Origin of the sequence: Streptomyces sp. NPDC056231, from assembly GCF_048270745.1 — a bacterium.
GTDB lineage: Bacteria > Actinomycetota > Actinomycetes > Streptomycetales > Streptomycetaceae > Streptomyces.
The window spans coordinates 22,326-36,486 of sequence record NZ_JBLVKW010000005.1; the positions used below are offsets into that span (position 1 = coordinate 22,326).

The window sequence follows — 14,161 nt, forward strand, 5'->3', positions numbered from 1 at the left end:
ACGGATAGCATCCGGCGCATGGACCGTACGGAACCGCAGCTGCAGCTCACCGTCGCGGACGGCATCGCCACCGTCGTGATCAGCAACCCGGCCAAGCGCAACGCCATGACGGCCGCCATGTGGCAGGCGCTGCCCGGACTGCTGGAGCGGACGGCCGCCGACCCCGCCGTGCGCGCCCTGGTTCTGACCGGCGCCGGGGACACCTTCTGCGCGGGCGCGGACATCTCCTCGCTGCGGGACCGGGCAAGCGGCCCGGCGTACGATCCGCAGGCTCTGGCAGTGGCGGCCGAGGAGGCCCTGGCCGCCTTCCCCCGGCCGACGCTCGCCGCGGTGCGCGGCTACTGCGTGGGCGGCGGCAGCCAGCTGGCGGCCGCCTGCGATCTGCGGTTCGCCGAGGAAGGCGCTTCCTTCGGCGTCACCCCGGCCAGGCTAGGGATCGTCTACGCCGCGTCTTCGACCCGGCGGCTGGTCTCGCTGATCGGACCGGCCGCGGCAAAGCATCTGCTGTTCTCCGGCGAGCTGATCGGCACCGAACGGGCGCTGCGGACCGGACTGGTGGACGAGGTACTGCCGGCCGGCGAGCTGGACAAGCGGGTGGAGGCGTACGTACGGATCCTGGCATCGCGCTCACAGCTGACACAGGCGGCGGCGAAGGAGTTCGCCACGGGGCGGGAGGACCGGGACGCGTACTGGGTGGAGCAGGCCCGCCGCAGCGGCGACACCACGGAGGGTGTCGCCGCCTTCCTGGAGCGGCGGGCGCCACGCTTCACCTGGACGACCTGAGCGTCGGCCGTGATCACCGGACATCCCGTAGGGGCGTGTCCGCAGAGTTCCGCCCGGCCCGCGGCGGCCACGCCTTCCGGGCGGACGGCGTCACTGTGCGGCCACCCCCTAATGGAGGATGAAGCGGCTCTTGGTGCGGAATTCCTCGACGAGCGCGGCCGGAGCCTTCTCCGGTGATCCCGCGTCGTACGGCGGCTGGGGGTCGTACTCCGTCAGCAGCTGTACGGCCTGGGCGTGCTCGTCGCCGGCGATCCGGCCGAGCAGGGTGAGCCCCATGTCGATACCGGACGAGACGCCGGCGGCCGTCACGTACTTGCCGTCGATGACGACACGTTCGCCGGTCGGCTCCACTCCGAAGGTCTTGATGAGGTCCAGGGCAAGCCAGTGCGAGGTGGCGCGCCTCCCCTCCAGCAGACCGGCCGCGGCGAGCAGCAGCGAGCCGGTGCAGACGGAGGTCGTCCAGGTGCTGGCTGCATCCGCGGCGCGCAGCCAGCCGAGCAGCGTCTCGTTCTCCATCTGGGCGCTCTGGCCGGGGCCGCCTGGGACGATCACCACATCCGGGGCGGGTACATCGGCGAGGGTCCGTTCGGCGACGAGAGCGAGGGTGCCGCTGTCGTTGCGCACGGGGCCGGTCCGCTCGGCGACGAAGACGGTCTCGGCGCCGGGGGTGCGGGAGAGGACCTCGTAGGGGCCGACGGCGTCGAGTGCCGTGAAGCGGTCGAAGAGGACGATGGCGATCTGCATGGTGTTCCTTTCAGTTGACTCTGGTGCTCGTGCTGGTCAGGGGCTGGGGGCGGAAGCGGCGCCGGTATTCGGCGGGGGCGGTGCCGAGGGCCTTGACGAAGGCGCGGCGCATCGCTTCCGGCGTGCCGTAGCCGCAGGTCCGCGAGATCCCGGCGACCCCGTCGGTGGTGTCCTCCAGGAGCCGTCTGGCGTGTTCGAGCCGGACACGGTCGACGTATCGGCCCGGGGTCATACCCGTCTCGGTCCGGAAGGCACGGGCGAAGTGGCGGGGTGAGAGACGGGCGCGGGCGGCGAGCGCGTCGACGGAGAGGTCGTCGTCGAGGTGCTCGGTGATCCAGTGCTGGACCTCGCGCAGCGGTTCGCGGTCCGCGGTCTGTGCGGTGAGCTGGGCGCTGAACTGGGCCTGGTTCCCGGGTCTGCGCAGAAAGACCACGAGGTGGCGGGCGACGGTGAGCGCCACCTGCCTGCCGAAGTCCTCCTCGACGAGAGCGAGGGAGAGATCGATGCCCGCGGTGACACCGGCGGAGGTGGCCAGCTTCCCGTCGCGTACGAAGATCGGGTCCGGGTCGACCTCGACGGCCGGATAGGCCCGGGCGAGGTGCTCGGCGACCACCCAGTGGGTGGTCACCCGGTGCCCGTCCAGCAGGCCGGCGGCGGCGAGCAGCAGAGCTCCCGTGCAGACCGAGACCAGCCGTTCGGAGCGCGGGGCATGGGTGCGCAGCCAGTCGACGAGTGCCGGATCGGGGTGACGGGTGCCCTGGCCGCCGGGGACGAGGAGGGTGTGGGGCGGTTCGGCGGCGGCGAGACTGCCGTCCGGAACGAGGGTGAGGCCGACGCTCGTGCGGACCGGTTCCCCGTCGAGGGAGGCGGTGCGGAGCTCGTACGTGACGTCCGGGAATCTGGAGGCACCGGCGAAGACCTCCATGGGCCCGGTCACGTCGAGGCTCTGAACGCCGTCGAAGAGGACGACGAGTACGGATCGCTGCGTCATACCTGCCATCGTGGGTGGCCGCGACGTCGGCTGCAATGACGAAAAACCCACCTTTCATGCCATGCGGGTCCCGGTCGAGAATGCGCGCGGCCCGGGGGTTACGAAGCGTACCGACCAGTCGGTAACGTGCGGGCATGAGCACTCTGCCGCCGCGCGCCGGACGCCGCTGCCACAACGCCATCAACCCGCTGCACTCGACGGTCTACTTCTCCCCCGACCTCGGCAAGGAGCTCGGGGAGCTAGGCATCCACGACTCGAACGCCGCCTACTTCGCCGCCCGCGGAGCGGCGCTCGGCGCCGTCGGACCAGGCACGGTCACCGCCACCTTCTACAACTTCAACCACGAACTCGTTGCCCGGCACCTCCCCGCGGTGTGGTCCGTCGCCTCGCCGCAGGCGGTCCTGGACGCCCGGCTGCGGGCCGCGGACACGACGCTGCGCCGGCTGCTCGGCCCGGAGATCATCGAATCCCCCGGGCTGGCCGAAGCCGCGGAGCTGGCGCTGCGCGCCGCCGAGGCGTGCACGCGACACGCCCGGCCGCTCTACGCCGCCCACGCCGATCTGCCGGTGCCGGAGCAGCCGCACCTGGCGTACTGGCACGCCGGGACGCTGCTGCGCGAACACCGCGGTGACGGCCATCTCGCCGCGCTCCTCGCCGCCGGTCTCGACCCGGTCGAGGCCCTGGTCAGCCACACCGCAACCGGAAAGGGAATGTCCCCGCGCTGGGTGCTCGCCACCCGCGGCTGGCGCCGCACGGACTGGGAGGACGCGGCCGAACGGCTGCGCGGGCGCGGACTCCTGGACGGCGAGGGCGAGTTGACGGAGGCGGGCGTCGCACTGCGGGCGGAGCTGGAGGACACCACGGACCGGATGGACCTGGCACCGTACGAGCATCTGGGAGCGGAGGGCGTGGAGCGGCTCACCGGGCTGGCGCGCGGATTCCTCCTCACGGCGGCTTCTGCGGGCGCGTTCCCGGCCGATCTGATGGGCAAGGGCTGATCCCGCCGACCCGCCGACCGGCGGACAAGTGGGGTGGTCGGGCGACACGGCGCCCGACCACCCGGCACAATGCAGACGGACGGGGCCCCGCCCCGGTAAGCACAGCCAGTACGAGAAGGCGAGTCGGTAGAACCGTGACGACGTCCATCGAAGGCAGGATCGCCGAGGAGCTCGGCGTACACGAGCGGCAGGTGAAGGCGGCCGTAGAGCTGCTCGACGGCGGGTCGACCGTGCCGTTCATCGCGCGCTACCGCAAGGAAGCGACCGAGATGCTCGACGATGCGCAGCTGCGCACGCTCGAGGAGCGGTTGCGGTACCTGCGGGAACTGGAGGACCGGCGGGCGGCGATCCTCGACTCCGTACGCGAACAGGGCAAGCTCGACGAGGCCCTGGAGGCGCAGATCCGGGCCGCCGACACCAAGGCGCGGCTCGAGGACATCTATCTGCCGTTCAAGCCGAAGCGGCGGACGAAGGCACAGATCGCCCGGGAAGCAGGGCTCGAACCGCTCGCCGACGGCCTGCTGGGCGACCCGTCCGTCGAACCGCTCGCCGCTGCGGCCGCCTTCGTCGACGCCGGCAAGGGTGTCGCGGACGCAGCCGCGGCCCTGGAGGGCGCCCGTGCCATCCTCACCGAGCGGTTCTCGGAGGACGCCGACCTGATCGGCGAACTGCGTGAGCGCATGTGGTCGCGCGGGCGGCTGGCCGCGAAGGTGCGGGACGGCAAGGAGGAGGCGGGTGCGAAGTTCGCCGACTACTTCGACTTCGCCGAGCCGTTCACCGCGCTGCCCTCGCACCGGGTCCTCGCGATGCTCCGGGGCGAGAAGGAGGACGTGCTCGACCTGGTCCTGGAGCCGGAGGAACCCTCGGAGACACCGGGCCCTTCGACGTACGAGAACACGGTCGCCCGCCGTTTCGGCGTGGCCGACCGGGGCCGCCCGGGCGACAAGTGGCTCGGCGACACGGTGCGGTGGGCGTGGCGGACCCGGATCCTCGTCCACCTCGGGATCGATCTGCGGCTGCGGCTGCGGACGGCGGCGGAGGACGAGGCGGTACGGGTCTTCGCGTCGAACCTGCGCGATCTGCTGCTCGCCGCACCGGCCGGCACGCGGGCCACACTGGGGCTCGACCCCGGGTTCCGTACGGGTGTGAAGGTGGCCGTCGTCGACGCGACCGGCAAGGTCGTCGCGACCGACGTCATCTACCCGCACGTCCCGGCGAACAAGTGGGACGAGTCCCTGGCCAAGCTGGAGCGGCTGGCGAAGGAGCACTCCGTCGATCTGATCGCGATCGGCAACGGCACGGCGTCCCGCGAGACGGACAAGCTCGCGGGTGAACTGTGCGAGAGGCACCCGGAGCTGAAGCTCACCAAGGTGATGGTGTCCGAGGCGGGCGCCTCGGTGTACTCGGCCTCCGCCTTCGCCTCGCAGGAACTCCCCGACATGGACGTGTCGCTGCGTGGTGCGGTGTCGATCGCCCGGCGTCTGCAGGACCCGCTGGCCGAGCTCGTGAAGATCGACCCGAAGTCGATCGGTGTCGGCCAGTACCAGCACGACCTGTCCGAAGTGAAGCTGTCGCGCTCACTGGACGCGGTCGTCGAGGACTGTGTGAACGGCGTCGGTGTCGACGTCAACACCGCGTCGGCCCCGCTGCTCTCGCGGGTCTCCGGCATCGGCTCCGGTCTCGCCGAGAACATCGTCGCGCACCGGGACACGAACGGGCCGTTCCGGTCCCGGAAGGCGCTGAAGGACGTGGCGCGGCTGGGCCCGAAGGCGTACGAGCAGTGTGCGGGCTTCCTCCGGATCCGGGGAGACGACCCGCTCGACGCGTCGAGCGTGCACCCGGAGGCGTACCCGGTGGTGCGGCGGATGGCGAAGACGGTGGGCGGGGATGTCGCGTCGCTGGTCGGCAACTCGGGTGTGCTGCGGTCGCTGCGGGCGGACGACTTCGTGGACGAGAAGTTCGGGCTGCCGACGGTCACGGACATCCTGAGGGAGCTGGAGAAGCCGGGTCGCGACCCGCGGCCCGCGTTCAAGACGGCCACCTTCAAGGAGGGCGTCGAGAAGATCGGTGATCTGGCCCCCGGGATGGTGCTGGAGGGAGTCGTCACGAATGTCGCCGCGTTCGGGGCGTTCGTGGATGTCGGCGTGCACCAGGACGGTCTGGTGCACGTGTCGGCAATGTCGAAGACCTTCGTGAAGGACCCGCGGGATGTCGTGAAGCCGGGCGACATCGTGAAGGTGAAGGTCATGGACGTCGACATTCCGCGGAAGCGGATCTCGTTGACGCTGCGGCTGGACGACGAGGCGTCGGAGGGACAGTCGTCGCAGGGCGGCGGAACGAAGCGGGAGCGGGGCGGCCAGGGCGGTCGGCCGCCGCGGCAGCGGCAGGGCCAGGGTCAGGGTCAGGGCGGTCAGGACCGTGACCGGCGCGGTGGCGGTGGTGGCGGCTCTGCGCGTCAGGCGCCGGCGCCGGTGAACAGCGCCATGGCGGATGCGTTGCGGCGGGCGGGGCTCGCAGATCCGAAGCAGGGCGGAAGGAAGCGCTGACGGTGGGGGCGGGTGAGGGCGGTCCGCTGCGCGGCTGTCCCCCACCCGCCCCTTCCCGAATCGGGGGGCTTCGTCACCGAACCCCTTTGTGTCCTCGATCGCCGGACGGGCTCGGTCTTTCGCCTGCTCGGGCTTGACCGGGTCAGGCCTCGGTCAGCTTGCCGTCGGCCACCTCGACGCGCCGCGTCGTCCGCACCGCCTCCAGCATCCTTCGGTCGTGCGTGACCAGCAGCAGCGTCCCCGTGTACGAGTCGAGCGCCGACTCCAACTGTTCGATCGCGGGCAGGTCGAGGTGGTTCGTCGGCTCGTCCAGGACGAGGAGGTTCACGCCCCTGCCCTGGAGAAGGGCGAGGGCCGCCCGGGTCCGTTCGCCCGGGGAGAGGGTCGTGGCGGGCCGCATCACATGGTCCGCGCGCAGCCCGAACTTGGCGAGCAGCGTGCGGACCTCGGCCGGTTCGGTCTCGGGGACGGCTGCGCAGAACGCCTCCAGCAGGGTCTCCGAGCCGTGGAACAGCTTCCGTGCCTGGTCCACCTCGCCCACCACCACGCCCGAGCCGAGCGTCGCATGGCCCGAGTCCAGCGGCAGGCGGCCGAGCAGCGCCGCGAGGAGAGTGGACTTGCCGGCTCCGTTGGCGCCGGTGATCGCCACCCGGTCCGCCCAGTCGATCTGCAGCGACGCCGGCCCGAACGCGAAGTCGCCGCGCACGACCTGCGCCTCGCGGAGCGTGGCGACGACCGATCCGGAGCGCGGGGCTGTGGCGATCTCCATCCGCAGCTCCCACTCCTTGCGCGGCTCCTCGACAACCTCGAGCCGTTCGATCATGCGCTGCGTCTGCCGGGCCTTCGCGGCCTGCTTCTCGCTCGCTTCGCTGCGGAACTTGCGGCCGAGCTTGTCGGAGTCGGTGGCCTTGCGGCGGGCGTTCCTGACGCCCTTGTCCATCCAGCCGCGCTGCATCTGGGCGCGGCCTTCGAGGGCGGAGCGCTTGTCGGCATACTCCTCGAACTCCTCGCGGGCGTGCCTGCGGGCCCGGTCGCGCTCCTCCAGATAGGCCGCGTACCCACCGCCGTAGAGGTTGATCTGCTGCTGGGCGAGATCGAGTTCGAGGACCTTGGTGACCGTACGCATCAGGAACTCGCGGTCGTGGCTGATGACGACGGTGCCGGCGCGCAGCCCGGAGACGTACCGCTCCAGTCGCTCCAGTCCGTCCAGGTCCAGATCGTTGGTGGGCTCGTCGAGGAGGAAGACGTCGTACCGCGACAGAAGCAGCGAGGCGAGTCCGGCGCGGGCGGCCTGGCCGCCCGAGAGCGCGGTCATCGGCAGGTCGAGGCCCACGGTCAGACCGAGGTCGGCGGCGACCTCCTCGGCACGCTCGGCGAGGTCGGCGCCGCCGAGGGCCAGCCAGCGTTCGAGGGTTTCGGAGTACGCGTCGTCCGCCCCCGGTGCCCCGTCGACTAGGGCCTGGGTGGCGGCGTCCATCGCCGTCTGGGCGTCGGCGACGCCGGTCCGGCGGGCAAGGAAGTCCCGCACGGTCTCGTCCTGGCGGCGCTCCGGCTCCTGCGGGAGGTAACCGACGGTGGCGGTGGGCGGGGAGAGCCGCAGCTCGCCCTCCTCCGGCCGGTCGAGCCCGGCGAGCAGCCGGAGCAGGGACGATTTTCCGGCTCCGTTGACTCCGACGAGACCGATCACGTCACCGGGTGCGACGACGAGGTCGAGACCGGCGAAGAGAGTGCGGTCGCCGTGTCCGGCGGCGAGGTCCTTGGCGACGAGAGTGGCAGTCATCAGGGTGTCGATCCTAATCGGCGGACGGCTTCCGCTGTGGCCCGGGTGAACGCGTGACGCACCGCAGCGCGCGGTGATGGTCGAACTCCTCTCGTACCGCGAGCGCATCGTCGACCATTTCACTGACCAGGACTTTCCGTTAGCGTCCGGCCATGAGCGACACACGGGCAGAGGTGACGGGGCGGAGGGACGTGCCGGACGTGATCGTGGTGGGTGGTGGGATCATCGGGCTGACCACGGCCCTGGTGCTGGCCGAGCGCGGACACCGGGTGCGGGTCTGGTCCCGGGAGCCGGCTGCGGCGACGACGTCGGCGGTGGCGGGGGCGTTGTGGTGGCCGTACCGGATCGAGCCGGAGGAGTTGATCGGCGACTGGTCGCTGACATCGCTCCGGAGATACGAGGAGCTGTCCGGGCGCCCGGACAGGACGGGGGTGCGGCTGGTCTCCGGTCTGCACGGGGGCGAGCGACTCGCCGCTCTCGGTCCGTGGGCGGGGCAGTTGAAACACGTGACCGAGGTCGCGGAGGGGCTGCGGGTCCGGCTGCCGTTGATCGACATGCCGGTACATCTGAGCTGGCTGGAGCAGCAGTTGGCGGCTGCCGGTGGCGTTGTCGAGCGGCGTACCGTCACCTCGTTCGACGAAGCCGCTGCCGAGGCGTCGACGGTGGTCAACTGCACCGGTCTCGGGGCGCGAGAACTGGTCCCCGATGCCGGGGTGCACCCGGTCCGCGGCCAGCTGGTGCTGGTGGAGAACCCGGGGATCGAGGAGTGGTTCACGGAGGCGGACCCTGCCTCGGACGCGACGACGTACTTCTTCCCGCAGCCCGGGAGGCTGGTTCTCGGCGGCACAGCCGAGGTGGACGACTGGAGCACGGAGCCCGACCCACGCACCGCGGAGGAGATCGTGGCCCGGTGTGCCCGGATCCGGCCGGAAGTCGCGGGGGCGCGGGTCATCGGGCACCTGGTGGGTCTGCGTCCCGCACGCGACACCGGTGTGCGCATCGAGGCGGAACCACTGCCGGGTGGCGGGCGGTTGGTGCACAACTACGGGCACGGGGGTGCGGGAGTGACGGTGGCCCTCGGCTGCGCGCGGGCGGCGGCCGATCTCCTGACCTGAACCGGACCGCGAGGCGGGGGCGCGGGCGGCCCGGCGACGGGCAGCCGGGCGGCCGGGGCCCCCGGCCGCCCGTCCTCCGTTCGCCCTGCGACGCGAGTGGCACCTTTCACGGAAGCTGAGTTTCGCCCTCCGTAGGCAGTACCACACGCGTCACATGGTTCATGGGATCAACAAGACGTATCGGCTTGACCACTTGTGAGGTGATATGTCGCGCGCTCGTCCAGGAGGAGCGGAATCAGGTTCCGGGCCGACTGCCGCAACGGTACGTACGCTCCGTCACCTTCGGGCCGGGACGTGACGCCGTGCAGGGCGAGTTCGTCCTTGACGTCGGCGAACTGCGCGGCGCTCAGGCGGTAGCCGCACGGCGGGTCCTGAAGGATCTGGACCGGTTCGGCCGGTTCGTTGTCCGCGCCCCCGAGGTAGACGGGACCGCGGTCGGCGTACCCAGCCGCACGGGACGCCGCTGCGGCGGCGCCGATGGGACCGCGTCGTTCGTCGGTGAAGCGGAACAGGCCGTCGAGCGCGACGAGTTGCGAGTCGACGCGGCGTCGGCTGTTGAGGGCCGGGTCGGCCTTCTCGGCGGCGGTGAGCGCGTCGACGCGGGACTCGATGAGCAGACCCACCGCGTGCTTGATGCCTGAGGTGTTGCGCAGGATGCGCTCCTGTCCGTCGCCTGCCGTCTGCTTGATCGGGTCTCCGGTGACCGGGTCGGTCCAGATCCCGTAGAGACCGCTGCTGTAGCCGGCGTCCTTGGCGGTGGGCCGCACATACTGTTCCGCCAGGGTCTGCGATTCGTTGTGGACCCGGTCGGTGGCGTTGAGGTTGCGGGGCCAGAGGACGAACAGGTCCTTGTCGTAGTACTTCGGGGTGGCACCGTACTCGTGCAGGTCGTAGATCACCTCGGGCTTCCGGTCGCGGATGACCGCTGCCATGGCGCGCGCCTCGGCGGTCTGCAGGGCGATGTGGTCGCGGTTGATGTCGACGCCGTCGGAATTGCCCCGGGTGTTCGCGGCACGCCCGTCGGGGTTGGCGGTGGGCACCACGAGGACATCGGTGTGCGAGAGGAAGGTGCGGGTCGCCCGGTCCTCGGCGTACGCGAGATCACGAATGGTGGTCAGACACGCCTCGCGGCCGGACGGCTCATTGCCGTGCTGACTGCAGATCAGCAGGACCGTGGTGGCCGCGTGCTGGTTGCCGATGCGGACGAGTTGGAGCGGGCGGCCCTGTTTCGTCGTGCCGATCCGGTCGACGGAGACCCGGTCGCTGCCCCGGTCGACGGCGGCGAGGAAGGACTGCTCCTCGGGCTGGCCGGTCCAGTGCGCCCCGTTGCTGGTTTCGAAGCCGGTCCGGGGCGGGGTGGGCGCGGCCTCGGCCGGCGCGGCGGCCAGGGGGACGGCCAGCGCCGTCGCGGCGACGGCGATGGCGAGGTTGCGGGCGAGCGGGATACGGGGTGTCATGAGCGGCTGCCTCCCGGGATACGGAGTGCGGGACGCGGCGGTGCCACGCCTTCGGGACGGGATGCGTGGGGGGTGGCTACCGCGTGCGCGGGGCCCGCGGTGGCGCGTACGAACGCTGCGGTGCCGCCGACGAACGGCAGCTTCGCGGACGTGCGCGCCAGATCGAGGGTGAGCGTGGGGGTGGAGGCCGGCGGATCGATGAGGTCCTGGTCGGTGCCCGCGACGATCAGGGCGAGGCGGTGTCCGGCCGGCACCACGTGATCGCTCGCGGCCAGATCGACGGTGATCGTGTAGCGCTTGCCCGGGGTGAGCGGGCGGCCCTTGCCTGCGGAGGCGTACGTACCGAGGTCGGCCCAGCCGCGGCTGAAGACGGTCCGGTCGACGGCGGTGGTCCTGGCCGTCGTCGCCTTGAAGCAGGAGCTGTCGCCTGCCGTGCTCGCACCCCAGCAGGTGCGGTCGGTGAGGGTTCTGATGCCTTCGCCGGATGCGCCGTAGTCCCGGATGGTGTCGGGGCCGACATCGACGAGGACAGCCGAGAGGTGGGCGGTCGAGGTGGTCGGGGTCGCGGTGACAGTCACCTTCGACGAGCCGGAGAGCCGCAGGTCGTGGGCGAGCGGCGGGGTGAGGAACCCGGCCTTGGCGTCCGTGGACCGGTCCAGGTCGGCGGCCCAGTCCGTCTCGCTCTGCTTCGGGTCGTCGGTGAACGTCTCGGTGGCGCCGGGCCGGGCGGTCCTCCGGGTGAGGGTGCCGACACCGGGTTCGGTGCCGGTGCCGGGGTGCACGGTGGTGGCGGCGGTGCTGCGCGGCGGCCAGACCTTGTCGGTGGACCACTGGTCGGGGTGGCGTTCGATGTCGGCCATCGGTGCGTGGTCGATGCCGTTGTCGTAACCGAGGAGGTAGTGGTCGAACCAGCGGTGCAGTGTGTCGACCCACTCGGCGCGCCGGAAGTCGAACGGGTCGACATGGCCGGTCTGGGAGAGCCAGATCTTGCGCTCCACACCCTGCGCGGCAAGCGCGTCCCACCAATGGCCGAGGTGCTTGGTGCGGACGTTGAGGTCCTGCATCCCGTGCACGGCGAAGACGCTGGCCTTCACCTTGCTGGCGTCCTTCACGTAGTCGCGCTCGCTCCAGAGATTCGTCCAGTCGCCGGTATGGGGCGCCTCGTCGACGAGTTTCTGCTGCACGGCCGCGCAGCGCGCCCGCGCCCCGGGGCTCTCGACATAGTCGGAGAGCCATTCGGGACCACTGTCGTAGAGGGGGGCGCCCTGGGCGAAGTAGTAGTCGTACCAGGAGGAGATGGAACCGATCGGGACGATGGTCCGCAGCCCGTCGACACCGGTCGCCGCCACACCGTTGGCGATGGTGCCGTCGTAGCTCTTGCCGATCATGCCGGTGCGGCCGTTGGACCAGCCTGCCGAGGCGCGTTCGGTGCCGGTGCGGGTGGTGTAGCCGCGGGCCCGGCCGTTCAGCCAGTCGATGACGGCTGTCGCGGACTGGATGTCGGAGCGGCCACCGACGTCGACGCAGCCGTCGGAGCGATTAGTACCGGCCAAATCCACGGCGACGAAGGCGTAGCCGCGCGGGACGAAGTAGTTGTCGTAGTAGAGCGGGAACTGGACGGGGTCGCCGTTGGTGTCGTACGTCTTCAACTGGCTCTCATTGCCCCGCCCGCAGCACGAGTAGTAGGGGCTGGCGTCCATGATCACAGGTATCTTGCGGCCCTGTTGTGCGGGTTCGCGCGGCCGGACGATGTCGACGGCGACGCGGTCGCTCTTCCCGTCTCCGTCGCCGTCCAGGCCCGTGTCCACCCAGACGGACTCGCGGACGGCGTTCCCGTACGAATAGACGACTCTGCTCTCCCGCGGGCTCGAGCCCTGAGCACCTGCCGGCGAGAGCAGGACGGTCATCAGGGCGGCCGAGGCCGCCACCACCAGCGATCTGTACGTCAAGCGGGTGCCCCGCGCGCGTATCGGCATCTGCGGAAGGTACCCCGGTCAACTCCTGTGCGACAGGGGGCGATCGCACGCCGATGTGACGGAAAGGAAGTCAAGGTGTCATGTCGGCCGAATGGCGATCATGTGACAGGGGTGGCCATGGACACGACCAGGCCGGGGAACGCTGAATAGAGTCGAAAGACCGGCCGGAAAGATCATCCGCCCCGAAGACTTGGAGCATTCGTGCACCGCAGACTCATCGTCCCGAGCGCACTCGCGGCCCTCATGCTGCTGGCGATCCCGGCATCGGCCGCCCAAGGCACCGCGGGCGCCCCGGGTATCGGCGACCCCTATTACCCGGCCAGTGGCAACGGCGGCTACGACGTGTCCCACTACGACTTGCGGCTGAAGTACCAGCCCGCGACCGACCTCCTGGAGGGCACGGCGACGATCCTCGCCACCCCCACCAAGGATCTCTCGCGCTTCAACCTCGACTTCGGGCTCGACGTCTCCGAAGTGCGGGTGAACGGGAAGACGGCGCGGTACGCGAAGAGCGGAACCCAGGAACTGGAGATCACGCCGGCCGGCACCCTGGCGAAGGGCCGATCTGTCTCGGTGGTCGTGCGGTATGCCGGGAAGCCGTCCGAGCTGAAGATCGACGGCTGGACCGCCTGGGCCCGCACCCCGGACGGTGGCGTGGCCGCGCAGGAGCCGGAGTCGGCCGTGTGGTGGTTCCCCAGCAATGACCACCCGTTGGACAAGGCTACGTACGACGTGTCGGTGTCCGTCCCGGACGGGACCCAGGCGATCAGCAACGGCGTGCTGCAGTCGCAGAGTTCGAAACTCGGCTGGACGCGCTTCAACTGGCGCTCCAACAAGCCGCAGGCCACATACCTGGCGACGCTCGCGATCGGCAAGTTCGACATCACCAAGGACACGACGGCGGACGGGCTGCCGGTCCTCAACGCGTACAGCAAGGACCTCGGCGACAACGACGGGGCGGCGCGCGCCAGCATCGAGCGGACCACCGAGGTCGCCGAGTGGCTCACGGATGTCTTCGGTCCGTATCCGTTCAACGCGCTCGGCGGCTACGTGCCCAACGTGACCAGCGGTTTCGCTCTGGAGACGCAGACCCGGCCGTTCTACAGCCCGAAGCAGTTCGCCAATGGCGCGAATGTCTCGGTGGTCGTCCATGAGCTGGCGCACCAGTGGTATGGCGACAGCGTGTCCGTCGACGGCTGGAAGGACATCTGGATCAATGAGGGCTTCGCCCGGTACAGCCAGTGGCTGTGGTCGGAGAAGGAGGGAGAGGGAACGGCGCAGGAACTGGCGGACTACACGTACGCCCTCCATCCGGCCGACGACGCGTTCTGGACGGTGAAGCCCGGAGACCCGGGTCCGGACAACCAGTTCCACGGGGCCGTCTACGACCGTGGGGCGCTGGCCCTCCAGGCGCTGCGGAACAAGCTGGGTGACGAGACCTTCTTCGCGCTGCTGAAGGGCTGGCCGGCCGAACATGCCTACGGGAACGCGAAGGTGAGCGACTTCGTGACATACGCGGAGCGGGTGTCGGGCACGCCGCTCGCCGGATTCTTCGACACCTGGCTGTACCAGCCGTCGCGGCCGGAGGCTCCGGCGCCGGGCGCGGCACGGACCGTGCGGAGCGCCGGGCAGCCCGCCTCCTGGAAGAAGATCGCCGCTACGAACACGATCCACGACCGGGGCTGATCCACCGGCACACCGTCGGCGCCGTCATCCCCGGGCGGGGGTGACGGCGCCGGACAGGCCGACAGGGTTCGTGCCGGTCCGGCGT

Annotated in this window: 10 protein-coding genes; 5 read left to right on the forward strand and 5 right to left on the reverse strand. The window is 70.7% G+C overall.

The features are described from left to right. Positions 1 to 18: 18 nt before the first annotated feature. The gene (locus ACNPQM_RS06595) at positions 19 to 783 is read left to right on the forward strand and encodes an enoyl-CoA hydratase/isomerase family protein (RefSeq protein ID WP_418083241.1); all 765 of its coding nucleotides are present in this window, start codon (positions 19 to 21) and stop codon (positions 781 to 783) included. Between the two features lie 108 nt (positions 784 to 891). Here ACNPQM_RS06595 and ACNPQM_RS06600 read toward each other — a convergent pair whose 3' ends face one another. Then, the gene (locus ACNPQM_RS06600; RefSeq protein ID WP_358859795.1) at positions 892 to 1,527 is read right to left on the reverse strand and encodes a DJ-1/PfpI family protein; all 636 of its coding nucleotides are present in this window, start codon (positions 1,525 to 1,527) and stop codon (positions 892 to 894) included. A gap of 10 nt (positions 1,528 to 1,537) precedes the next feature. Continuing rightward, positions 1,538 to 2,518, reverse strand: coding sequence for a GlxA family transcriptional regulator (locus ACNPQM_RS06605; RefSeq protein ID WP_358859796.1), 981 nt, complete (start codon positions 2,516 to 2,518; stop codon positions 1,538 to 1,540). A 134-nt stretch (positions 2,519 to 2,652) separates the two neighbouring features. Here ACNPQM_RS06605 and ACNPQM_RS06610 point away from each other — a divergent pair, with 134 nt between their 5' ends. Both ACNPQM_RS06610 and ACNPQM_RS06615 read left to right on the forward strand, forming a co-directional pair. Further along, positions 2,653 to 3,516, forward strand: coding sequence for an SCO6745 family protein (locus ACNPQM_RS06610; protein ID WP_358859797.1), 864 nt, complete (start codon positions 2,653 to 2,655; stop codon positions 3,514 to 3,516). Between the two features lie 134 nt (positions 3,517 to 3,650). Then, positions 3,651 to 6,062 carry a Tex family protein gene (locus ACNPQM_RS06615; RefSeq protein WP_418083242.1) on the forward strand — a complete coding sequence of 804 codons (2,412 nt, stop codon included), beginning with the start codon at positions 3,651 to 3,653 and terminating at the stop codon, positions 6,060 to 6,062. Positions 6,063 to 6,204: 142 nt separating this feature from the next. Here ACNPQM_RS06615 and ACNPQM_RS06620 read toward each other — a convergent pair whose 3' ends face one another. Next, the gene (locus ACNPQM_RS06620) at positions 6,205 to 7,842 is read right to left on the reverse strand and encodes an ABC-F family ATP-binding cassette domain-containing protein (protein WP_418083243.1); all 1,638 of its coding nucleotides are present in this window, start codon (positions 7,840 to 7,842) and stop codon (positions 6,205 to 6,207) included. Between the two features lie 152 nt (positions 7,843 to 7,994). Between ACNPQM_RS06620 and ACNPQM_RS06625 the strand changes: the two genes are divergently transcribed. After that, positions 7,995 to 8,957 (forward strand): FAD-dependent oxidoreductase, encoded by a 963-nt coding sequence (locus ACNPQM_RS06625; RefSeq protein ID WP_418083244.1) that lies wholly within the window; start codon positions 7,995 to 7,997, stop codon positions 8,955 to 8,957. A gap of 167 nt (positions 8,958 to 9,124) precedes the next feature. On the opposite strand, the gene ACNPQM_RS06630 is transcribed toward ACNPQM_RS06625, so the two are convergent. Together ACNPQM_RS06630 and ACNPQM_RS06635 are read right to left on the reverse strand one after the other, a co-directional pair. Further along, positions 9,125 to 10,414 carry a M14 family metallocarboxypeptidase gene (locus ACNPQM_RS06630; protein WP_418083245.1) on the reverse strand — a complete coding sequence of 430 codons (1,290 nt, stop codon included), beginning with the start codon at positions 10,412 to 10,414 and terminating at the stop codon, positions 9,125 to 9,127. Then, positions 10,411 to 12,390, reverse strand: coding sequence for a Xaa-Pro dipeptidyl-peptidase (locus ACNPQM_RS06635; protein ID WP_418083246.1), 1,980 nt, complete (start codon positions 12,388 to 12,390; stop codon positions 10,411 to 10,413). The genes ACNPQM_RS06630 and ACNPQM_RS06635 overlap by 4 nt, the downstream gene beginning before the upstream one ends. 201 nt (positions 12,391 to 12,591) lie before the next feature. Between ACNPQM_RS06635 and ACNPQM_RS06640 the strand changes: the two genes are divergently transcribed. After that, positions 12,592 to 14,076, forward strand: coding sequence for a M1 family metallopeptidase (locus ACNPQM_RS06640; RefSeq protein WP_418083247.1), 1,485 nt, complete (start codon positions 12,592 to 12,594; stop codon positions 14,074 to 14,076). The last annotated feature ends 85 nt before the right edge of the window (positions 14,077 to 14,161 follow it).

What these genes read in the sequence shown, in the direction of transcription:
- ACNPQM_RS06630 (WP_418083245.1), bottom strand. Translation starts at nt 10,414, where the DNA reads ATGACACCCCGTATCCCGCTCGCCCGCAACCTCGCCATCGCCGTCGCC.
- ACNPQM_RS06620 (WP_418083243.1), bottom strand. Translation starts at nt 7,842, where the DNA reads ATGACTGCCACTCTCGTCGCCAAGGACCTCGCCGCCGGACACGGCGAC.
- ACNPQM_RS06625 (WP_418083244.1), top strand. Translation starts at nt 7,995, where the DNA reads ATGAGCGACACACGGGCAGAGGTGACGGGGCGGAGGGACGTGCCGGAC.
- ACNPQM_RS06635 (WP_418083246.1), bottom strand. Translation starts at nt 12,390, where the DNA reads ATGCCGATACGCGCGCGGGGCACCCGCTTGACGTACAGATCGCTGGTG.
- ACNPQM_RS06595 (WP_418083241.1), top strand. Translation starts at nt 19, where the DNA reads ATGGACCGTACGGAACCGCAGCTGCAGCTCACCGTCGCGGACGGCATC.
- ACNPQM_RS06610 (WP_358859797.1), top strand. Translation starts at nt 2,653, where the DNA reads ATGAGCACTCTGCCGCCGCGCGCCGGACGCCGCTGCCACAACGCCATC.
- ACNPQM_RS06605 (WP_358859796.1), bottom strand. Translation starts at nt 2,518, where the DNA reads ATGACGCAGCGATCCGTACTCGTCGTCCTCTTCGACGGCGTTCAGAGC.
- ACNPQM_RS06600 (WP_358859795.1), bottom strand. Translation starts at nt 1,527, where the DNA reads ATGCAGATCGCCATCGTCCTCTTCGACCGCTTCACGGCACTCGACGCC.